The sequence below is a fragment of the Pseudideonella sakaiensis genome (assembly GCF_048320135.1).
Taxonomy (GTDB): Bacteria; Pseudomonadota; Gammaproteobacteria; order Burkholderiales; family Burkholderiaceae_C; genus Ideonella_A; species Ideonella_A sakaiensis_A.
The window spans coordinates 698,589-718,449 of the sequence record NZ_CP182947.1; the positions used below are offsets into that span (position 1 = coordinate 698,589).

16 protein-coding genes are annotated in these 19,861 nt (G+C 67.9%); 11 read left to right on the forward strand and 5 right to left on the reverse strand.

Annotated elements, in window-relative coordinates:
- Nucleotides 1-27: 27 nt before the first annotated feature.
- From ACNH6H_RS03065 to ACNH6H_RS03080, 4 genes are all read left to right on the forward strand, one after another.
- A complete protein-coding gene (locus tag ACNH6H_RS03065; RefSeq protein ID WP_418315530.1) occupies nt 28-990 on the forward strand; it encodes a Bug family tripartite tricarboxylate transporter substrate binding protein in 963 nt (320 codons plus the stop codon).
- A gap of 180 nt (nt 991-1,170) precedes the next feature.
- Nucleotides 1,171-2,547: an APC family permease gene (locus ACNH6H_RS03070; RefSeq protein ID WP_418315532.1), complete on the forward strand. Its 1,377-nt coding sequence runs from the start codon at nt 1,171-1,173 to the stop codon at nt 2,545-2,547.
- A 107-nt stretch (nt 2,548-2,654) separates the two neighbouring features.
- Entirely contained in the window at nt 2,655-3,977 is a 1,323-nt protein-coding gene (locus tag ACNH6H_RS03075) for a sulfatase (protein WP_418315534.1), read from the forward strand.
- Nucleotides 3,978-3,981: 4 nt separating this feature from the next.
- Entirely contained in the window at nt 3,982-4,449 is a 468-nt protein-coding gene (locus tag ACNH6H_RS03080; RefSeq protein WP_418315536.1) for a DUF3237 domain-containing protein, read from the forward strand.
- A 54-nt stretch (nt 4,450-4,503) separates the two neighbouring features.
- Here ACNH6H_RS03080 and ACNH6H_RS03085 read toward each other — a convergent pair whose 3' ends face one another.
- The gene (locus tag ACNH6H_RS03085) at nt 4,504-4,710 is read right to left on the reverse strand and encodes a heavy-metal-associated domain-containing protein (RefSeq protein ID WP_418315537.1); all 207 of its coding nucleotides are present in this window, start codon (nt 4,708-4,710) and stop codon (nt 4,504-4,506) included.
- Nucleotides 4,711-4,894: 184 nt separating this feature from the next.
- Here ACNH6H_RS03085 and ACNH6H_RS03090 point away from each other — a divergent pair, with 184 nt between their 5' ends.
- Together ACNH6H_RS03090 and cueR are read left to right on the forward strand one after the other, a co-directional pair.
- Nucleotides 4,895-7,348, forward strand: a complete 2,454-nt coding sequence (locus ACNH6H_RS03090; protein WP_418315538.1) for a heavy metal translocating P-type ATPase — start codon at nt 4,895-4,897, stop codon at nt 7,346-7,348.
- A 19-nt stretch (nt 7,349-7,367) separates the two neighbouring features.
- Nucleotides 7,368-7,760, forward strand: a complete 393-nt coding sequence (gene cueR / locus ACNH6H_RS03095; protein WP_418321201.1) for a Cu(I)-responsive transcriptional regulator — start codon at nt 7,368-7,370, stop codon at nt 7,758-7,760.
- Here the strand turns inward: cueR and ACNH6H_RS03100 are convergent.
- The 3 genes from ACNH6H_RS03100 to ACNH6H_RS03110 all read right to left on the reverse strand — a co-directional run bounded on the left by ACNH6H_RS03100 (nt 7,732) and on the right by ACNH6H_RS03110 (nt 11,924).
- The gene (locus ACNH6H_RS03100) at nt 7,732-8,727 is read right to left on the reverse strand and encodes a DUF72 domain-containing protein (protein WP_418315540.1); all 996 of its coding nucleotides are present in this window, start codon (nt 8,725-8,727) and stop codon (nt 7,732-7,734) included. The genes cueR and ACNH6H_RS03100 overlap by 29 nt on opposite strands.
- Before the next feature lie 15 nt (nt 8,728-8,742).
- Entirely contained in the window at nt 8,743-11,154 is a 2,412-nt protein-coding gene (locus ACNH6H_RS03105) for a membrane-bound PQQ-dependent dehydrogenase, glucose/quinate/shikimate family (protein ID WP_418315543.1), read from the reverse strand.
- A gap of 95 nt (nt 11,155-11,249) precedes the next feature.
- A complete protein-coding gene (locus ACNH6H_RS03110; RefSeq protein WP_418315545.1) occupies nt 11,250-11,924 on the reverse strand; it encodes an SDR family NAD(P)-dependent oxidoreductase in 675 nt (224 codons plus the stop codon).
- Nucleotides 11,925-12,083: 159 nt separating this feature from the next.
- On the opposite strand from ACNH6H_RS03110, the gene ACNH6H_RS03115 reads away from it, so the two are divergent.
- The 4 genes from ACNH6H_RS03115 (at nt 12,084) to ACNH6H_RS03130 (ending at nt 18,433) form a co-directional block, all read left to right on the forward strand.
- Complete coding sequence (locus ACNH6H_RS03115; RefSeq protein ID WP_418315546.1) at nt 12,084-12,677, forward strand: DUF421 domain-containing protein; 594 nt, start codon at nt 12,084-12,086, stop codon at nt 12,675-12,677.
- 119 nt (nt 12,678-12,796) lie between these two features.
- Nucleotides 12,797-13,885, forward strand: coding sequence for an efflux RND transporter periplasmic adaptor subunit (locus ACNH6H_RS03120; RefSeq protein WP_418315548.1), 1,089 nt, complete (start codon nt 12,797-12,799; stop codon nt 13,883-13,885).
- Between the two features lie 22 nt (nt 13,886-13,907).
- Complete coding sequence (locus ACNH6H_RS03125) at nt 13,908-16,997, forward strand: efflux RND transporter permease subunit (protein WP_418315549.1); 3,090 nt, start codon at nt 13,908-13,910, stop codon at nt 16,995-16,997.
- A complete protein-coding gene (locus ACNH6H_RS03130) occupies nt 16,994-18,433 on the forward strand; it encodes an efflux transporter outer membrane subunit (protein WP_418315551.1) in 1,440 nt (479 codons plus the stop codon). Before ACNH6H_RS03125 ends, ACNH6H_RS03130 begins: the two co-directional genes overlap by 4 nt.
- Nucleotide 18,434: 1 nt before the next feature.
- On the opposite strand, the gene ACNH6H_RS03135 is transcribed toward ACNH6H_RS03130, so the two are convergent.
- Nucleotides 18,435-19,205 (reverse strand): methyltransferase domain-containing protein, encoded by a 771-nt coding sequence (locus ACNH6H_RS03135; RefSeq protein WP_418315553.1) that lies wholly within the window; start codon nt 19,203-19,205, stop codon nt 18,435-18,437.
- A 240-nt stretch (nt 19,206-19,445) separates the two neighbouring features.
- On the opposite strand from ACNH6H_RS03135, the gene ACNH6H_RS03140 reads away from it, so the two are divergent.
- A complete protein-coding gene (locus tag ACNH6H_RS03140; RefSeq protein WP_418315555.1) occupies nt 19,446-19,811 on the forward strand; it encodes a PRC-barrel domain-containing protein in 366 nt (121 codons plus the stop codon).
- The last annotated feature ends 50 nt before the right edge of the window (nt 19,812-19,861 follow it).

Below are 19,861 nucleotides of genomic sequence, written 5' to 3' on the forward strand. Positions count from 1 at the left end.
CACAAACATCCTCAGGAGACAATCCCCATGAAGACGCTCATCAGCCTGTTGTTCACCGCCGCGCTGGCCGCACCCGTGGCAGCGCAGGACTTTCCGAACAAGCCCGTCAAGTTCGTCGTCGGTTATTCGGCCGGCGGCCCGACCGATGTGATCGCACGCCTGATCGGCCAGGACATCGGCCCGGCGCTCGGCCAGACCGTCGTCGTCGAGAACAAGGCCGGCGCCAACGGCAATATCGCGACCGAGGACGTCGCGCGCGCACCGGCCGACGGCTATACCGTGATCGTCAACACGCTGTCGCACAACGTCAATGCGATCCTGCGTGCCGGCAAGGTCAAATACGACCCGGCCAAGGATTTCGATCCGGTCACGCTTGCCGTCGTGCTGCCGCAGGTGATCGTCACCGGTGCCAACTCGCCGTACAACAGCGTCGCCGACATCATCAAGGCCGCGAAGGCCAATCCCGGCACCGTCAACTACGGCACGGCGGGCAACGGCGGTTCGGCACACCTGTCGGCCGCATTGCTGGAGGACAAGGCCGGCATCAAGATGAACCACATCCCGTTCAAGGGCAATGGTCCGGCACTGACCGAAGTGATCGCCGGCCGGGTCGACTTCATGTTCTACCCGATGATCGGCATCGCCGACCGCGTCGCGAGCAAGCAGTTGAAGGTGCTCGCCGCAACGACCAAGCAGCGCCATCCGGACTTCCCGAACGTGCAGACGATGGCCGAGGCCGGCCTGCCCGGCTTCGAGGACTATGTCGGCCCGGTCGGTTTTCTGGTTCCCGCCGGCACCCCGGCACCGGTGGTCGACAAGCTGAGCAAGGTGATCCGCGCGTCGCTGAACAAGCCGGAGATCCAGGAAAAGCTGCGCGGCCTCGGCGGTGTCGTCGTTGCCAACGAGCCGGCGCAATACCGCACGTGGCTGAAGGATGATCACGCCCGCTGGGCGCAGCTGATCAAGACGGCACAGGTCTCGGTCGAATAAGAGAGACCGCGCATCGGCCCCGGCGCTCGCCCGGAGCCGCGACCCGCGCAACCGCGCCTGCATCAGCAGGCGCTTTTTTTTGTCGGCACCCCACACGGAACTTTCGTTCCCCGATTTGTCCCTACGGTTTTCCGCGCAGCCGTCGCCACCGGCGGCGGCTGCCTCGACCATGGGGCAGCGATGGGCAAGGACAAACAATATGAGTCGGGCAGCCTGAGCCTCTGGAGCGCAGTGGCGATGGGCACCGGCGTGATGATCGGCGCCGGCATCTTCGCGCTGACCGGGCAGGTCGCCGAACTGGCGCGCGGCCTGTATCCGCTGGCCTTTCTGCTCGCCGCGGTCGTCAGCGCGTTCAGCGCCTACAGCTGCGTGAAGATGGCCAACGCCTGGCCATCGGCCGGCGGCATCGCGATGTTCCTGAAGAAGGCCTATGGCCGCAGCCTCGTCACCGCGGGCTGCGCGCTGCTGATGGTGTTCTCGATGATCATCAACGAGAGTCTGGTCGCGCGGACCTTCGGAACCTATGTGCTGCAGGCCTTCGACGTCGACGAGAACTCGAACTGGGTCGCCATTCTCGGCGTCGGGTTGATCGTCTTCGCCTACCTCGTCAATGTCGCGACCAACGAGCTGATCAGCCGGATCTCGGTTGCATCGGCGCTGGTGAAGGTCGGCGGCATCGTGATCTTCGCGTTGATCACACTGACGCTGGCCGGCTTCTCCTTCCAACCGGCCGATTCGATCGGCGGCGGCGCCACGTCGGCAGGTGACGCAGCCGAAGGCGGCATCGCCGGCTTCGTTGCCGCGGTTGCGCTCGGCATCCTCGCCTACAAGGGTTTCACGACAATCACCAACAGCGGCAGCGAACTGGAGAATCCGCAGCGCAATGTCGGCCGCGCGATCATCATCTCTTTGGCAATCTGCCTTGTCGTCTACCTGCTGGTGTCGTGGGCGGTCGGCTCGACGCTGACGATCGACGAAATCGTCAACGCGAAGGACTTTTCGCTCGCCGAGGCCTCACGCGGCATCGGCATCGGCCGCTACGGCGTCTGGTTCACGATCGCCGTTGCGGTGATCGCGACCGCTTCCGGCCTGCTGGCAAGCGTCTTCGCGGTCTCGCGGATGCTCGCGATGATCACGAAGATGGAGCTGATTCCGCACCGCCACCTCGGCATGCCGGGCACGGTGCAGAAACACATGCTCGTCTACATCTGCGTCACCGCGGCGCTGCTGACGGTCTTCTTCGACCTGAGCCGGATCGCCTCGCTCGGCGCGATCTTCTACCTGGTGATGGACATTGCGATCCACTGGGGCCTGTATCGCCACCTGCGCGACGAGGCCGGTGCGAAGGGCTGGGTCGTGCTGACTGCGATCGGGCTCGACGTGATCGTGCTCGGCGCCTTCCTGTGGATCAAGATGCTGCGCGATCCGATGATCCTGCTGTGGGCGGGCGTCGGCATCGTGGCGATCTTTGTGCTCGAATGGCTGTTCCTGCGCCAGCACGACTATTCGGACGGCGAGGACCCGAACTACCAGAGCCCGGGCGAACGCTCGTCCTGAGCCTCGGCACGACACCGGCAGAGCCGCGGCCTGGCGGGATGTCGGCGGTGATACGCTTCAAGCCCGCGCCAGCGCCGCGCGGCACCGATGCCGAACCTCACCACCGCATGAAACCCAACATCATCTTCATCGTTTCCGACGACCTCGGCTATGCCGATCTGGGCTGCTACGGCGGCCGCGATGCGAGCTTCGGCGTGGTGTCGCCGAACATCGATGCGCTGGCCGCCGGCGGCCTGCGGCTGACCGAGGGTTATGCAAATTCACCGGTCTGCTCGCCGACGCGGTTCGCGATGATCACGATGCGCTACCAGTACCGGCTGCGCGGCGCGCTCGAGGAACCGATCCACAGCGGCAGCAAGGGCAGCACGACGCTCGGTCTGCCGCCGGAGATCCCGACGCTGCCTTCGCAGCTGCGCAAGGCCGGCTACAACACCGCACTGGTCGGCAAATGGCACCTCGGCTACCCGCCGTCGTTCGGTCCGCTGCGTTCAGGCTACGACGAATTCTTCGGCATCATGGCCGGTGGCGTCGACTATTTCACGCACTGTTCGAGCAAGGGCGACCACGACCTCTACCTCGGCGAGCAGGAGCACCGCGAGGTGGGTTATCTGACCGACATTTTTTCGGGCCGCGCGGTCGACTATGTGCAGCGCATGGCCAGCGACGCGAAGGCCGGCAAGCCGTTTTTTCTCAGCCTGCACTACACCGCGCCGCACTGGCCGTGGGAAACCCGCGACGATGCCGATGTCGCGCCGGAGGTGGCCGCAAACCTGTTCCACCTGCACGGCGGCAATGTCGACGCCTATCGCCGGATGATCCACCACATGGACGAAGGCATCGGGCAGATCGTGTTGGCCCTGCGCGAGCAGGATCTGCTCGACGATACGCTGACCGTCTTCACCAGCGACAACGGCGGCGAGCGCTTTTCCGACAACTGGCCGCTGGTCGGCGGCAAGATGGACCTGACCGAAGGCGGCATCCGCGTGCCGTGGATCGCGCATTGGCCGAACGGCATTCCGGCCGGCTCGGTCAGCGGCCAGCATTGCATGACGATGGACTGGTCGGCGACGATGCTCGAGCTCGGTGGTGGCAGGCCCGATCCGGATTACCCGCTCGACGGTGTGTCGCTGCAAGCCCTGCTGCGCGATCCGACGACGCAGTTCGAGCGGCCGCTGTTCTGGCGCATGAAGCATCGCCAGCAGCGCGCGTTGCGCGACGGCCGCTGGAAATACCTGAAGGTCGACGAACACGAATACCTGTTCGACATCCACGCCGATGCCCGCGAGCGCGCCAACCATGCGAAGCGCGAGCCGGATCGGCTGGCGGCAATGCGCGAGCGCTGGCTGCAATGGGATGCGACGATGCCACCGATCCCGCCCGATGCGACCGTCAGCCTCGGCTATTCGGTGAAGGACATGCCGCAGCGCTGAGCCGATGAGCGACTTGCCGGCACCCGAACTGGAACTGGTCGCGCGGCTGACCGTGCGCGTCGCCGCGCCGCTCGAGATCGGCGCGGTCGGCGCCGGCCGGCGGCGGTTGATCCCGATCATCGGCGGCGAGCTGCACGGGCCGCGGCTGCACGGCAGCGTCGAAGCCGCGGGCGCCGATTTCCAGCTGGTGCGCAACGACAGCGTCGCCGAACTCGATGCGCGATATGTGCTGCGGCTGGCTGACGGCACCGCGGTCTTCGTCAGCAACCGCGCGCTGCGCCGCGCATCGCCCGAAGTCACCGAGCGGCTGGTGCGCGGCGAAGCGGTCGACCCGGCGCTGGTCTATTTCCGCTGCGCGCCGTCGTTCGAGGTGCAGGACGGGCCGTGGCGCTGGCTGGCCGAAAACCTCTTCATCGGCAGCGGCGTGCGCCGCCCCGATTCGGTCGAGATGGCGTTTTATCTGGTGCGCTGAGCGAACAGCAAAAACAGCGCCGACGGGCGCTGTTCTGTCGATCGAAGCGCCGGATCAGGTCGCGGCCGGCACCGGCGTATACCCGGCCTCGCTGATCGCATCGCGCAGTTCGTCGGCATCGGCGTTTGCCGAGTCGATCTCGACCCGGTGCGATGCCAGATCGACATTGACCCGTGCGTCGGCATCGGTCGCCTTGACGGCCTTCGTGATGCTGCTAACGCAATGGCCGCAGGTCATGTCCTTGACTTCGAAAGCGATCATGTTGTTCTCCGGTGAGTGGTTGAATGGCGTTAATCTAAAGTTTTCCACCATGGCAAGGTCAATGACCTGTTGTGCAAATCCCCTCTTCAAAAAGGGAGACCTCCCAACCCATTGACCTTCCCATCATGGGAACCATGACGATCGCCGCACACTCAACCAGAGCGGACCATCGGAGGAAAGATCAATGACAACTTCAGCAGCAGCGGCCAATGCCGCGATCCGGCTCCAGGTCAGCGGCATGACCTGCGCCTCCTGCGTCGGTCGGGTCGAAAAATCATTGCGCGCAGTGCCCGGCGTCAACGAGGTCAGCGTCAATCTGGCGACCGAGCAGGCCCACGTCGAGGCCACGCCCGGCGTCGACCCGCAGGCGCTGGCAGCCGCGGTGCGCAAGGCCGGTTGCGAGGTCGAGACGAGCGAATACGACCTGCAGATCGACGGCATGACCTGCGCGTCGTGCGTCGGCCGGGTCGAAAAGGCCTTGCTGAAGGTGCCGGGGGTTTCTGCTGCTGCCGTCAACCTGGCGACCGAACGCGCGAAGGTCACCGCGTTGTCGACCGTCGAGATGGCCGCTTTGATCGCTGCGGTCGACAAGGCCGGTTATGTCGCGAGAAGTCCCGAGCAGTCGACCACGGCCCAGACACCGGCGCGAAAGCTGCCCGAATGGTGGCCGGTTGCGATCAGCGGCCTGCTGACGATACCGCTGGTTGCGCCGATGTTGCTCGAACCGTTCGGCATCCACTGGATGCTCAATGGCTGGGTGCAGCTGGCACTGGCGACGCCGGTGCAGTTCTGGCTCGGTGCGCGCTTCTACCGCGCCGGCTACAAGGCCGTGCGCGCCCGCACCGGCAACATGGACCTGCTGGTCGCGCTTGGCACCTCGGCGGCCTGGGGGCTGTCGCTGTACATGCTGATCCGCGACGGCAGCGAGGGCATGCCGCACCTCTATTTCGAGGCGTCGGCCGCGGTGATCACGCTGGTTTTGCTCGGCAAGTGGCTGGAAACCCGCGCCAAGCGGCAGACCGCCGATGCGATCCGCGCGCTGAATGCATTGCGGCCGGCAACGGCTCGGGTGCGGCGCGATGGCCGCGAAATCGAGCTGCCGATCGAACAGGTGGCGGTCGGCGATACCGTCCTGGTGCGCCCCGGCGAGCGGGTGCCGGTCGACGGCGAGGTGCGCGAAGGCGCGAGCCATGTCGACGAATCGCTGATCACCGGCGAAAGCCTGCCGGTCTCGAAATCAACTGGCGACAAGGTCACCGGTGGCTCGATCAATGCCGACGGCATGTTGACGATCGAGACGCTGGCCATCGGCGCCGAGACGACGCTGGCGCGGATCATCCGGATGGTCGAATCGGCGCAGGCCGCGAAGGCGCCGATCCAGCGCACCGTCGACCGCGTCAGCGCGGTCTTCGTTCCCGTCGTGCTGGTCGTCGCGGTGCTGACTTTCGTCGGCTGGCTGATCGCAAGCGGCGATGTCGAACATGCGCTGATCACCGCGGTGGCGGTGCTGGTGATTGCCTGCCCGTGTGCGCTCGGCCTGGCCACACCGACCGCGATCATGGCCGGCACCGGCGTCGCGGCGCGCCACGGCATCCTGATCAAGGACGCCGAGGCGCTCGAAGTGACGCACTCGGTGACGACGGTCGCCTTCGACAAGACCGGTACGCTGACCATCGGCAAGCCGTCGCTGGTTGCCCATGAGCCGGCCGCAGGTGGCGATCGCGAACAGCTGCTGCGGCTCGCGGCGGCCTTGCAGCAGACCAGCGAACACCCGCTGGCCCATGCGGTGCTCGACAAGGCGCAGGCGCAGCAGCTGCAGATCCCGCCGGCCAGCGATGCAAAGGCGCTGCCCGGCCGCGGCCTGCAGGGCGTCGTCGAAGGCCAGTTGCTGCTGCTCGGCAGCAGCCGGCTGCTCGATGAAAACGGCGTCGACCAGGCGGCGCTGGCCGACGAGGCCAAGCGGCTGGAAAACGATGGCAGGACGATCTCGTGGCTGATCCGCAAGGACGGCGACCGCGCGCAGCTGCTCGGTCTGCTGGCATTTGGCGACTCGATCAAGCCGGCAGCGCGTCATGCGGTGCAGCGGCTGCAGCAGCTCGGCATCAGGACGGTGATGCTGACCGGCGACAACCGCGGCAGCGCCGAGGCCGTCGCCCGCGCGCTCGGCATCGACGAGGTCCGTGCCCAGGTATTGCCTGGCGACAAGGCCGAGGTCGTGCAGCAGTTGCGCGCCGGTGGCCAGGTCGTCGCGATGGTCGGCGACGGCATCAACGATGCGCCGGCACTGGCGGCGGCCGATGTCGGCATCGCGATGTCGAGCGGTTCCGATGTTGCGATGGAAACCGCCGGCATCACGCTGATGCGTGGCGACCCGCGGCTGGTCGCCGACGCGATCGATGTCTCGCGCCATACCTATTCGACGATCAAGCGCGGGCTGTTCTGGGCCTTTGCCTATAACGTCGTCGGCATTCCGCTGGCGGCGTTCGGTTTCCTCAGCCCGGTGGTGGCCGGCGCCGCAATGGCCTTCAGCAGTGTCAGCGTGGTCGCCAATGCGCTGCTGCTGCGACGCTGGCGTGGTGCGGCCGACGATCAACCGGCAGCCGAGCCGAAAGCATCGGCGCGTGCTGCCACCGCCTGAGGAGGCAACCATGGAAGCGATGAACATCGGCCAGGCATCGAAGGCATCGGGCGTCTCGGCGAAGATGATCCGCCACTATGAAAGTGTCGGCCTGTTTCCGGAAGCACGGCGCACCGATGCCGGCTACCGGCAATACGGCGACAAGGATCTGCATACGCTGCGTTTTATCCGCCGGGCCCGCGATCTCGGTTTCTCGATCGAGCAGATCCGCGAACTGCTCGCGTTGTGGCAGGACCGCCGCCGCCCGAGCCGCCAGGTAAAGGCCTTCGCGCAGGCGCACATCCAGGAACTCGAGCAGAAGTTGCAGGAGATCCAGGCGATGAAGGCGACACTCGAACACCTGGTGCATTGCTGCAGCGGCGACGACCGGCCCGACTGCCCGATCATCGATTCGCTGGCGTCGACTTCCTGACGGCAGCCCGGCTGCGCGCCGGAAAGGCCGGCCCGCGTTCGCGCGGCCGCTTTTCCGACGGCGGCGGCGCGTCGCCGAATCCGCCGAACTGATCGGCAAGCCCGAGCCGTGCGGCAAGCCGCTTCGCATCGAACGGCGCATGCACCTTCACGTCGTTGTCGAAATAGCAGAAGACATCGCGCTTCGCACGTTTCGGCGCCGCCTTGCCGGATGCCAGCCGCGCATCGTCGACCTGGCTGCCGCGGGCCCAGGTTTCGATGCGTTCGGCCCAGCGGTCGAGCGCCTGTTCCCCATAGCCGCTCGCATACAGCTCCTCGTCGCCGTGCAGCCTGATGTAGACGAAGTCGGCGGTCAGGTCTTCCAGCAGCGGCCATCGGCCGGCCGTATCGGCAACGACCAGCGCAATCCGGTGTTTGCGCAGCAGCGCAATGAACTTCGGGTCGACGAAACTCTGGTGCCGGATCTCGACCGCATGGCGCAGCCGGCGCTTGCGGCCACTGCGCAGGCTCGCGCGGCCGTCGACACGCTCATCGTGACGGCGCGCAAGCGTTCTTGCTGCATCGGTATCGCGCGGCAGCAGTTCGAAGAAGGCGGCGAAGCGTTCGGCATCGAAGCGCATCCGCGGCGGAAACTGCCACAGGATCGGTCCGAGCTTGTTGCCGAGTTCGAAGATGCCGGAGGCGAAGAAGTTGGCGAGCGCGACCTCGACATCCCGCAACTGCTTCATGTGCGTGATGTAGCGCGAACCCTTGACCGCAAATACGAAGTTCGCCGGCGTCTGCTCGCGCCATTCGGCAAACGATTCGGGCCGCTGCAGCGAATAAAACGAGCCGTTGATCTCTATCGTCTGCACCTGCCGCGATGCGAACTCGAGTTCGCGCCGCTGCGCCAGTTTCGGCGGGTAGAACACGCCGCGCCACGGCGGATAACGCCAACCGGAAATGCCGATCTGGATCTGCCCGCGCATCGCCGCACCGATCACTCAACGCAGGCTCGGCAGGGCATAGGCAAGCACCGAATCGCCCGCCTTGGTGCCGATCGATCCATGGCCGCCGGCGACCACCAGCAGATACTGGCGGCCGTCGGCACCGAGGTAGGTCATCGGTGTGGCCTGCCCGCCGGCCGGCAGCCGCGCCTTCCACACTTCATTGCCACTGGTCACGTCATAGGCGCGCACGTAGTAGTCGAGCGTGCCGGACAAGAAGGCCACACCTCCGGCAGTCAGGATCGGACCGCCGAGATTCGGCACGCCCATCCTGAACGGCAGCGGCAGCGGCGCCAGGTCGCGCACCGTGCCGTTCGGATGCTGCCAGACGGTGCGGCCGCTGGTCAGGTCGGCGCCGGCGACCAGCCCCCACGGCGGTGCCTGGCACGGAATCCCGAGCGGCGACGTGAATGGCTTCAGCTCGACCGCGAATGGCGCGCCGAAATTCTCGTTCAGCGCCGGCAGCGCGCCCTTCGGCGGTTCCTCGTTGACGACCAGCGAGCTCGCGTCGTCGCGCGGAACCAGCCGCGAGATGAAGGCGAGCCGGTTCGGCGTCGTGAAGGCGATCTGACGCAGCGGGTCGACGGCGATGCTGCCCCAGTTGAAGACGCCGAAATTGCCTGGATAAATCAGCGAGCCCTGCGTCGACGGCGGTGTATAGCGGCCCTCGTAGCGCAGCTTGCGGAACGCGATCCGGCACCACAACTGGTCGAAGATCGACGCGCCCCACATCGATTGTTCGGACAGCGCGGGCGGGTCGAACGACAACGCGGAAACCGGCTGCGTCGGCGCGGTGAAGTCGCCGGCTGCGGCACCCTGCGGCGCCGGCCGCTCGGCGACCGGCAGCAGCGGCTCGCCATTGCGGCGATCGAGCACGAACACCTCGCCCTGCTTGGTCGGCTGAACGAGCGCCGGCACGCGCTGGCCGCGGATCGTCAGGTCGAGCAGGCTCGGCTGCGACGGCACGTCGTAGTCCCACAGGTCGTGGTGAACGGTCTGGAAAAACCACCTGACCTGTCCGGTCTGCAGATCGAGCGCGACGACCGACGACGAATACCGCTCGACCGCTGCGCTGCGCCGGCCGCCCCACTGGTCCGGCGGCTGGTTGCCCATCGGCACATAGACCATGCCGAGTTCCTCGTCGACACTCGAGATCGACCAGCTGTTCGGCGAATTCGGCGTATAGGTCTTGCCTTCGGCAATCGGCGCGGTCTGCTGCGGATCGGCCGCATCCCAGTTCCACACCAGTTCGCCGGTCTCGACGTCGAATGCACGGATCACGCCGGAGGTTTCGTGCACCGAGACGTTGTCGAGCACGGTGCCGCCGACGATCACCAGCTTGCGCGTGACGACCGGCGGCGAGGTCGAGTAATAACCGCCAGGCCGCTTGTTCGGCATGTTGGCCCATAAATCGATTTCGCCAGAGCCACGGCCGAAGGCCGCGCATCTGCGACCGCTGTCAGGATCGAGCGCGATCAGCCGGCCGTCCGATGTCGGCATGAACAGCTTGCTCGCGCAGACGCCGGCGGCCGATGCGGCTGCGCCATCGACGGGCAATGCCGGCGGCTGGTAGCCGAGACCGCGGCAGGTCAGGTGCTGCAGGGCCAGCTCGCCGGTGATCTTCGGGTCGAAGCGCCACAGCTCGCGGCCGGTCACCGCATCGAGTGCGATGACAAACTGGTGCGGCGTGCACAGGAACAGCCGGTCGCCGATCTTCAGCGGCGTCACCTCGAAGGTCGTCTCGACCGGATCGCCGGGCTGGCCGCGCAGATCGCCGGTATGGAATTGCCAGGCCAGTTCCAGCCGCGACGCATTCGCCGAGGTGATCTGTGCGAGCGGCGAATACCGCTGGCCGAATCCGGTGCGTCCGTAGGCCTGCCATTCGCCGGCCGGCATCGGATCGCTGCGCGGCGCACGCAGGCTTTGCCGATCATTGGCAAACGGCAACGCGCCGGCGATCCGGTGCGGCTCGCGCAAGCCGGCGGCAATCGCCACCGCGACGAAGGCCGCCATCACGCCGGCCAGTGCATACCAGTCACCGCGCCGCGGCGGATGGCCGCGCCGTCGCAGCGAACGGCGAACCACCGGCAGCAGCAGCACCACGCCGATCACGATCACCAGACCGAGCCGGGCCGCCAGTGGCCACCATTCGACACCGGCTTCCGCGATCGCCCAGACCAGCGTCGCAGCAGCCGTCACGGCGTATACCGACAAGGCCGCCGGCCGGCGCAACCACAGCAGCGCCGCGGTGGCGAGCAGACCGAGCGACAGCAGCAGATACCAGACACCGCTGCCGCCAAGCGTCAGCAGGCGGACGCCGCCGATCGTCAGTGCGGCGGCCGAAGCCACGCAGACAAGTACCAGCGCGAGGCTGATCAGGCGGCCAGTGATCGATTGGGATTCGGACATGTCTGTGATTCAACCACCGTAGGCTGGCCGCGGCCAGGGATGCGTCGGACATGACGCCAGATTGGCGTCGGAGGCAACACGTCGCGTGCACTCGGTCAGAACGGCTCGACGTGGCTGCGCAGTTCGATCTCCCAGCTCCAAGCACCACGTGGCTGGTGCAGCGCTGCGATATAGCTCGAAGCAATCGCCTGCGGGGTGAAATCGCCATCCGACGAGCCGTCGTTGACGACCGAGCCATCGATCACGAAATGAACGACATGAATGCCGGCCGGCCCGAGTTCGCGGGCCAGGCTCTGCGCCAGCCCGCGCAACGCGAACTTGCCCATCGCGAACACCGACGAGCGCGCAAACCCCTTGATGCCGGCGGTCGCGCCGGTAAAGAAGATGCTGCCCCGGCCCTGCGGCAGCATCCTGCGCGCGGCCTGCTGCGCGGTGGCCAGCGCGCCGACCGCGGTCACCTGGATCGCGGCGCTCGCCGCGGCGATGTCGAGGCTCAGCAGATCGCCACGGATCCGTGCGCTCGGGTTGTACAACACGATCTCGGGCGCACCGATTTCGCGTTCGACCGATTCGAACAACTGCGCGATGCTCGCCGGCGAGGCTGCATCGACCTGGAAGGCCTGCGCGCCGAGCGAATCGGCAAATGGCCGCAGCCTGTCGATGTCGCGCGCGGCCAGCGCAACCGGATGGCCTGCGGCCCGCAGCGCTTGCGCGAAGGCGCCGCTGATGCCAGGGCCGGCACCGATGATCAGGGCAGGCGGTGATGCCATCGTGACTCCCGTTGTGAAGATCTGATCGGACTGCGCCGCGCCGCAGCGAGGGCCGGCCTCGAAGATAGCAGGCCGCGGACGATCCCGCGACCGGGTAGCTCGCAGGCTAGGCCACAGGCTGCTGGAGAATGCGGCCACCCGCAACGCCTCGCACCCGTCATGGACAAGAATTTCACCCCGCTCGACTGGCACCGCATCATGCTCGGCGAGGCGCCGCCGATGTTCCTGGCTGAGATCGGGCTGCGCATCCTGATGCTGTTCGTGTTGTTGCTGCTGGTCGTCCGGCTGCTCGGCAAACGCGAGCAGGAGACGCTGAGCCCGATGCAGCAGATGCTGATGATTGCGCTCGGCTCGGCGGCCGGCGACGTGATGCTGTATCCGGAGGTGCCGATCGCCGCTGCGGCGATGATCCTGTTCGGCGTCGCGCTGCTGACGATCCTGCTCGAAAAAACCGCCAGCCGCTTCCGCCCGGTTCGCGACTACATCGAATCGCGGCCACGCATCCTGCTGCGCGATGGCAAGGTCGACTTCGACGCGCTGGCGAAGGAGCGGACGACCCGCCGCGAACTGTATGCGGTGTTGCGCAGCAAGGGCGCGGTGGCGCTGTCGCAGGTCGAGCTGGCGGTGCTCGAGGTCACCGGCGCGATCAGCGTCGTGCTGAACGACAGCAAGCCCGAGCAGCGCGACCTGATCGACTACCTGCTCGACTCGGCGAAGAAGCCGCCGCATCATGACCGCGCCGGTTCACATTAGCAGAACCAACCGATACCCGCACGGGCCGGTCGGTTGCCAAGCCGACGCAGAATGCGCTTGAAGAATTTTTTGACGCGCACCGCGGCTGTAGCAGCGGTGGCCGGCGCCACTTCCGCATCTTGAAACCTGCACGCCTTTCCACGCCGGGCCGCCTCCTCTTCTGGGCGCTGGGCCTCGCCGCGATCGTCGCAGCCGTCTGGTGGGCATCGACGCAGGGGCGTGCGCAACCGGCAGCTGACCAGACACGGCAAACCGACGCGGAGCGCCCGGTCCCGGTGGTCGTCGCGCCCGCCGTGACCAGCGATGGCGGCATGATCGTCGAGGCGGTCGGCACCGGCCTTGCACTGCGTTCGGCCAGCCTGCAACCGGCAGTTGCCGGTGAAGTCGCGAGGGTGCGCTTCAAGGCCGGTGACCGGGTGCGCGCCGGCCAGCCGCTGCTCGAACTGGTCGACCGCCGCCAGCGGCTGAACCTGAAACTGGCTGCGGCGAAGGTCGAGCAGGCACGGCGCCTGCTTGCACGTTACGACGCCACCGCCGGCACCGGCGCGGTGCCGGGCAGCGTGATCGATGCGGCACGCAGCGCGCTGCAGACGGCCGAGGTCGAACAGTCGCTTGCCGCTGAGGCGCTTGCCGAGCGCACCGTGCGCGCGCCGTTCGACGGCGTCGTCGGCCTGGCGCAGGTCGATCCGGGCGACCGCATCGCGCCCGACGACGTGATCACCGTGATCGATGACCGGCGCCGGTTGCGGCTGGCATTCGACCTGCCCGAGCCCTATCTGCCGCATGTGCGCACCGGCCATCCGGTGTTGGCCAGCAGCGCCGCGCTCGGCGACACGGTGATCGAGGGCCGCGTGCAGCAGCTCGACAACCGGCTCGACCCGGCGACGCGCAGCCTGCGCGTGCGCGCCGAACTGCCGAACGAGAACGACCTGCTGCGTCCCGGCATGTCGTTCACCGTGCGGCTGAATCTCCCCGGCGGCATGCAACTGCAGGTGCCGGATCTGGCCTTGCAATGGGCACGCGAAGGCGGCCATGTGTGGGTGGTGCGCGATGGCAAGGCGCAGCAGGTGCCAGTTCAGCTGCTGCGCCGCCGCGAAGGCGTGGTGCTGATCGACGGCGAATTGCGCGCCGGCGAACCGGTCGTCGTCGAAGGCGTGCAACGGCTGCGCCCGGGCCGCCCGGTGCGCATCGTCGAGGCCGCGCCATGACGGCAGCGCCGGAGGTGATCCGGTGAACGACGGCGGCGGCCTGCCCGGCCTCGGCATCCGCCGCCCCTGGCTGGTGGTCGTGATCAACCTGCTGATCGTGATCGCCGGGCTGGCTGCGTTGCAAGGCGTCGAGGTGCGCGAGCTGCCGAACATCGACCGGCCGGTGGTCTCGGTGCGCGCCGAATATCCCGGCGCCGCGCCGGAGACGCTCGATGGCGAGGTCACCCGCGTGCTCGAGGCGGCGGCGGCCCGCGTGCCGGGCGTGCACAGCGTGCGCTCTGCCAGCGAGGAAGGCACGCTGCGCGTGCACCTGAGCTTCCGTCCCGGCGTCGATCTGGTCACCGCCGCCAACGACGTCCGCGAGGCCGTCAGCCGCGCCGAACGCGAGCTGCCGGCCGGCGTGCGCAACGTCACCGTGATCAAGGCCGATGCCGATGCGCAGCCGGTGATGCGGCTCGCGGTATCGAGCGCGACGCTGTCGATCGACGCGCTGAGCCGAGCCGTCGAGGAGCGCATCGAGCCCGAACTGGTGTCGGTCGACGGCGTCGCCGACGTGACGATGTTCGGCGCGCGCGAACGGGTGCTGCGCGTGCGCATCGACCCGCAGGCGCTGGCCGCGCGCGGCCTCGCGGTCAGCGACATCGCGCAGGCACTGGCGACGGCACGCGCCGACGTGCCGGCCGGCAGCCTCGACGCGTCGCAGCAGGAGGTGCTGGTGCGCGCCAATGCCTCGCTCGCGACGCCGGAGCAGGTTCAGGCGCTGCGCCTGCCTGGCGGCAGCCGGCTGGCCGATGTTGCCGAAGTCTTTTTTGCCCCGGCCGATGCGCAGGCCTATGTGCGGCTCGACGGCCGCACCGTCGTCAGCCTCGGGGTCGTCCGCCAGGCGCAGGCGAACAGCCTGGCAATTTCCGACGGCGTGCGTGCAGTGATCGCGCGGCTCGCCGCCGACGACCACGACCTGACGATCCGCATCGTCTCCGACGACGCCTTGTTCATCCGCGGCTCGATCGGCGAGGTGCTGAAGAGCATGGGCTTTTCGGTACTGATCGTCGCCGTCGTCGTCGGCCTGTTCATCGGCCAGTGGCGGGCAACGCTGATTCCGGTAGTCGCGATTCCGGTCTCGCTGATCGGCACGCTCGCGGCATTGTGGGCAATGGGTTTTTCGCTGAATCTGATCACGCTGCTGGCCCTGCTGCTGGCCACCGGCCTGGTCGTCGACGATGCAATCGTCGTGCTCGAGAATATCCAGCGCCGGCGCCGCGAGGGTCTGGCGCCACGCGCCGCGGCGGTGCTCGGGGCGCGCCAGGTCTTTTTTGCGGTGCTGGCAACCACCGCGACGCTGATCTCGGTATTCGTGCCGATCTCCTTCCTGCCGTCGGCAGCCGGCAAGCTGTTCACCGAATTCGGCTTCGTGATGGCGTTCGCGGTGCTGATCTCGTCGTTTGTCGCGCTGTCGCTGGCGCCGATGATGGCGTCTCGCATCGACGTGCTGGCCCGGCCGGGACGGCTCGGCGCAGCGCTCGGCAGCTTCGGCGCCACGGTCGCGACCGGTTTCGACCGTGCGCTCGACGCCGCGCTGCGCCATCGCCTTGTCGTCATCGTGCTTGCGCTGCTGCTGGCAATCGCCGCGGGGCTGACGCTGCGCTCGATTCCGCAGGAGCTCGCACCTGCGGAAGACCGCGGCGTGTTGATGCTGATGCTGCGCGGCCCGGACGGCACCGGCCTGCGTTATACCGATCGGCAGATGGAACAGGCACTGCGCGCACTCGACCCGCTGGTCGACGAGGGCCTGGTCGGCAGCGTCTTCACGATCACCGGCCGCTGGGATCCGAACCGCGGCCTGATCATCGCGCCGCTGCGTGACTGGGCCGACCGCGACATCTCGCAGCAGCAGATCGCCGCCAGGCTGCAGCCGCAGCTGGCCGCACTGCCGGGCGCACAGGTGCGGATCATCGGCGGCAACAGCCTCGGCGTGCGCAACGCCGGCGGCGGGCTGCAGGCGGCGATCGTCGGCACCGAGCATCGCCGCATCGCCGAGGTAGCGTATCAATTTGCCGAGGCGATCGAGCGCGAGATGCCCGGCGCCGGCGACGTCCGCGTCGAATACGACGCGACCCAGCCGCAGCTGTCGCTGCGCATCGACCGCGAACGCGCGGCCGATCTCGGCGTCGCGGTCGATGGTCTCGACACGACGCTGCGCGCACTGGTCGACGGCACCGAGGTCGCGACGATGACGGTCGGCGACCGCAGCGTGCCGGTAATGCTCGAATCGGCGCAAAGCGCCGTACGCGATCCGCAGGACCTGCTCGGCCTGACGGTGCGCAACGCCGCCGGCCAGGCGGTGCCGCTGTCGCAGTTCGTCCGCTTCGAGGATGGCGCGATCGCCGCCCAGCTCGACCGCCACGGCCAGCGGCGCGCGGTCGAGCTGAACCTGTCGCTCGATCCGTCGTTGCCGCTGCAGCGCGCCGTCGACGAACTGCGCGCACTCGCGCAGCGCACGCTGCCAGACGGCATGAGCCTGCTGCTGCTCGGCGACGCGGCAACGCTGGAGGAGACCTCGCGCGGCGTGCAGATCACCTTCGCGATCGCGCTGCTGGTCGTCTTCCTGGTGCTGGTCGCGCAGTTCGAAAGCGTCACCAGCGCCGCCACCGTGCTGCTGACGGTGCCGTTCGGCCTCGCCGCCGCCGCATTCGCGATGGTGCTGAGCGGTGTCTCGCTGAACCTGTACAGCCAGATCGGCCTGTTGCTGCTGGTCGGCGTGATGGCAAAAAACGGCATCCTGATGGTCGAGTTTGCCGATCAGTTGCGCGATGCCGGCAAGCCGGTGCTGCAGGCGGCCCGCGAGGCCGCTTCGACGCGGTTGCGCGCGATCCTGATGACGATGGCCTCGACCGTGCTAGGCGCGGTGCCACTGCTGCTGAGCAGCGGTGCCGGTGCCGAGGCGCGCAATGCGATCGGCTGGGTGATTTTCGGCGGGCTGGCGTTGTCGGCGCTGTTCACGCTGTTTCTCGCGCCGGTGATCTATACGCTGCTGGCGCCGCTGGCGCGGCCGCGCGCCAGCGAAGCCGCGCAGCTGGCCAGCGAGCTGGCAGCTGCCGAGCGCCGACCATGATGTACCGGCAATCGTTGCCGCTGCCGATTGCGGCACTGGTGGCGACGCTGCTGTTAATCCTGGCCGGCTGCGCGGCGCGGCCGCCGGTACAGCAACAGGGGTCCGGCGCGATGGCCGACCTCGATGCCGACAGCCGCTTCCATGCGGCGCAGCACGACGCGCCGCGTCCAACCGAAGCCGATCTTCGCTGGTGGACACGATTTGGCGACGACGAGCTGGCGCGATGGGTCGAGCGCGCGTTGGCGGCCAATACCGACATTGCGCTGGCGCGCGAGCGGCAAGCGGAAACACGCGCCGCATTGCGCGCCGCCGAAGGCCGGCGCATGCCGCAACTGGTTGCCGCAGCCCGTGTCGATGCCAGCAGCCGCCAGTCCGCCAATCAGCGGCGGATCGAGCCGGCGCTGCTGCTGCGCCTCGACTGGGATGCCGATCTGTGGGGCGAACTGCGTGCCGACGAGCGGGCGGCTGCCGCAACGCTTGCGGCGCGGCGCTTCGAGACGCAGGCCGCGCGCCTGTCGACCGCGGCACTGACCGCGCGCGCCTATCTGGCCTGGCAGCAGGCCCGGCTCGACCTGCAGGCGCGGCGCGATGCACTCGCGTTGTGGCGTGAAACCGCGCGCGTCGTCGGCATCCGGGTCGACGCCGGCCTGTCGCCGAAGCTCGATGGCCTGCGCGCCGACGGCGAGCTTGCCGCCGCGCAGGCCGCGGTGATCGATGCCGCAGCCAGCGTGCGCGAGGCCGAGCGGCCGCTGCAGTTGCTGACCGCAACACGACCCGGTGCGCCGATCGCGAGCGCCAGCCCGCCACGGCTGCCGATTGCTCCGGGCGCAAGCGCCGATGGCGCCGCAGCGTCGGCTGCCGCATTGCCGGTGGTCCTGCCACTCGACCTGCTGCGTCTGCGCCCGGACCTGCAGGCCGCCGAGCAGGCCTTGCGGGCCGCCGAGGCGGCGGTCGATGCGGCGGCGGCCGCCGAGCGCCCATCGCTGCGCCTGCCCGGTGTGCTGACGCTGGGCACGGCCGGTGGCAGCGCGCTGCTGGCGACGGTCGCAGCCGAGCTGGCAGCGCCGCTGTTCGATGGCGGCCAGCGCGAAGCCGCCAGCGACGCCGCACGCGCCCGGCTGCGCGCCGCCGAGCTCGGCTATCGGCAAGCGGTGCAACAGGCACTCGCGCAAACCGAAGCCGCGCTGCATGCCCACCGCACCGCCCTCGACGCACTGACCGCGTTGCACGAGGCAGTGCGTGCGGCCGATGCAGCGGTGCAGCAGGCACGAATCCTCTACGACAACGGGCTGGCCGGCTTTCTCGAACTGCTGGAAGCACAGCGCAATGCGGTCACGCGGCGCCAGTCCCTGCGCAACCAGCAGGCCGACCTGGTGCGCAGCGCAGTCGCAGCCTACGAGGCGATGGGGCTGATGCCGCCGGATTCGCCGGAGTGATTCAGACCGCCGTCGCGACGATGAACAGCCGCCTGAACGGAAACAGCGTCCTGCCGTCGGGCCGCATCGGATAGGCGGCGGCGACGCGCTCGGCATAGTCGCGCTCGAAGGCGGCGCGCTCGGCCGGGTCGTCGAGGGCATCGAGAAACTGCTTCAGCCAGGTGCCCTTGGTCCACTCCTTGACCGGGTCGGGCCCGTCGAGCACCTGCAGGTACTCGGTCTCCCAGATATCGACACGTTCGGCGATCGGCGCCAGCAGGTCGAAATAGAAATCGGGCGGCGCGACCGGCGCCGGTTCGAGCAGGTGTTCGAGCCGGGCGCGCCATGGGCCGGCGGCAACCGTGTCGGCGATCGCGGTATGCGACGGCGCAGCGAAATTGCGCGGCATCTGCACCGCCAGCACGCCACCCGGCTCGAGCTGCGCGAGCAGGCGCGGGAACAGCTCGCGGTGCGCCGGCAGCCAGTGCAGCGCCGCATTCGAATAGATCAGGTCGGCCGGACGCTCCGCGCGCCAATCGGCGAGGTTGCATTCGAGCCAGCGCACGCCGGGCACCTCGCCGGCCGCCTTCGCGAGCATCTCGGCCGAGTTGTCGACTCCGCTGAGTTGCGCCTGCGGCCAGCGCTCGGCGAGCAGCCTCGTCACATTGCCGGCGCCGCAGCCGAGATCGACGATCACGCGCGCGTGCTCGAGCGGCACCGCGGCCAGCAGATCGATCGCGGGCCGCAGCCGCGGGGCGGCGAATTTGAGGTACTGATCGGGGTTCCAGCTCATCGCTGCATGCTAAGGCAACACCGCTGCGATGGCCGCACGTAAGCGTTTCGTTGCTGCATGTAACCCGATGCTGAAACGTCCGTCATCGACCGTGCCGGACCTTCGTAGCAGTCCTACAGCCCGTCGGCATTGGCACCGATCGAATCAAAACGCGTTGCAAGCGATAAAGAACACATGGCGATCGGCCATGCCGCCGGTCCCGGCGGCCCGATCCGCCAGCCAACACGCAAGGAGAATTCGATGAATACCAACACGCTCACCAAATCCACCAGCGACATCATCTCGTCGGACAAGGTCGAAGGCACGACCGTCTACAACCACGCCGGCGACAAACTCGGCACGATCGATGACCTGATGATCGACAAGCGTTCGGGCCAGGTCCGTTATGCGGTGCTCGAATTCGGCGGTTTTCTCGGCATGGGCACCGACCGCTATCCGCTGCCGTGGAACATGCTCGAGTACGACGTCGAGAAGGAAGGTTATGTCGTTCCGCTCGACAAGGAAAAACTCGAGGGCGCGCCGCGCTACCCGCACGACCAGATGCCTGAATACAACCGCGACTACGGTCGCCAGGTGAACGGCTACTACGGCGTCGACGCCTGGTAATCAACCAACAGAGAGGCCGATCCTGCACGGCGCGCAAGCGCCGTGCACGA

What these genes read in the sequence shown, in the direction of transcription:
- ACNH6H_RS03130 (WP_418315551.1), top strand. Translation starts at nt 16,994, where the DNA reads ATGATGTACCGGCAATCGTTGCCGCTGCCGATTGCGGCACTGGTGGCG.
- ACNH6H_RS03075 (WP_418315534.1), top strand. Translation starts at nt 2,655, where the DNA reads ATGAAACCCAACATCATCTTCATCGTTTCCGACGACCTCGGCTATGCC.
- ACNH6H_RS03140 (WP_418315555.1), top strand. Translation starts at nt 19,446, where the DNA reads ATGAATACCAACACGCTCACCAAATCCACCAGCGACATCATCTCGTCG.
- cueR (WP_418321201.1), top strand. Translation starts at nt 7,368, where the DNA reads ATGAACATCGGCCAGGCATCGAAGGCATCGGGCGTCTCGGCGAAGATG.
- ACNH6H_RS03090 (WP_418315538.1), top strand. Translation starts at nt 4,895, where the DNA reads ATGACAACTTCAGCAGCAGCGGCCAATGCCGCGATCCGGCTCCAGGTC.
- ACNH6H_RS03065 (WP_418315530.1), top strand. Translation starts at nt 28, where the DNA reads ATGAAGACGCTCATCAGCCTGTTGTTCACCGCCGCGCTGGCCGCACCC.
- ACNH6H_RS03085 (WP_418315537.1), bottom strand. Translation starts at nt 4,710, where the DNA reads ATGATCGCTTTCGAAGTCAAGGACATGACCTGCGGCCATTGCGTTAGC.
- ACNH6H_RS03100 (WP_418315540.1), bottom strand. Translation starts at nt 8,727, where the DNA reads ATGCGCGGGCAGATCCAGATCGGCATTTCCGGTTGGCGTTATCCGCCG.
- ACNH6H_RS03080 (WP_418315536.1), top strand. Translation starts at nt 3,982, where the DNA reads ATGAGCGACTTGCCGGCACCCGAACTGGAACTGGTCGCGCGGCTGACC.
- ACNH6H_RS03105 (WP_418315543.1), bottom strand. Translation starts at nt 11,154, where the DNA reads ATGTCCGAATCCCAATCGATCACTGGCCGCCTGATCAGCCTCGCGCTG.
- ACNH6H_RS03115 (WP_418315546.1), top strand. Translation starts at nt 12,084, where the DNA reads ATGGACAAGAATTTCACCCCGCTCGACTGGCACCGCATCATGCTCGGC.
- ACNH6H_RS03070 (WP_418315532.1), top strand. Translation starts at nt 1,171, where the DNA reads ATGGGCAAGGACAAACAATATGAGTCGGGCAGCCTGAGCCTCTGGAGC.
- ACNH6H_RS03135 (WP_418315553.1), bottom strand. Translation starts at nt 19,205, where the DNA reads ATGAGCTGGAACCCCGATCAGTACCTCAAATTCGCCGCCCCGCGGCTG.
- ACNH6H_RS03110 (WP_418315545.1), bottom strand. Translation starts at nt 11,924, where the DNA reads ATGGCATCACCGCCTGCCCTGATCATCGGTGCCGGCCCTGGCATCAGC.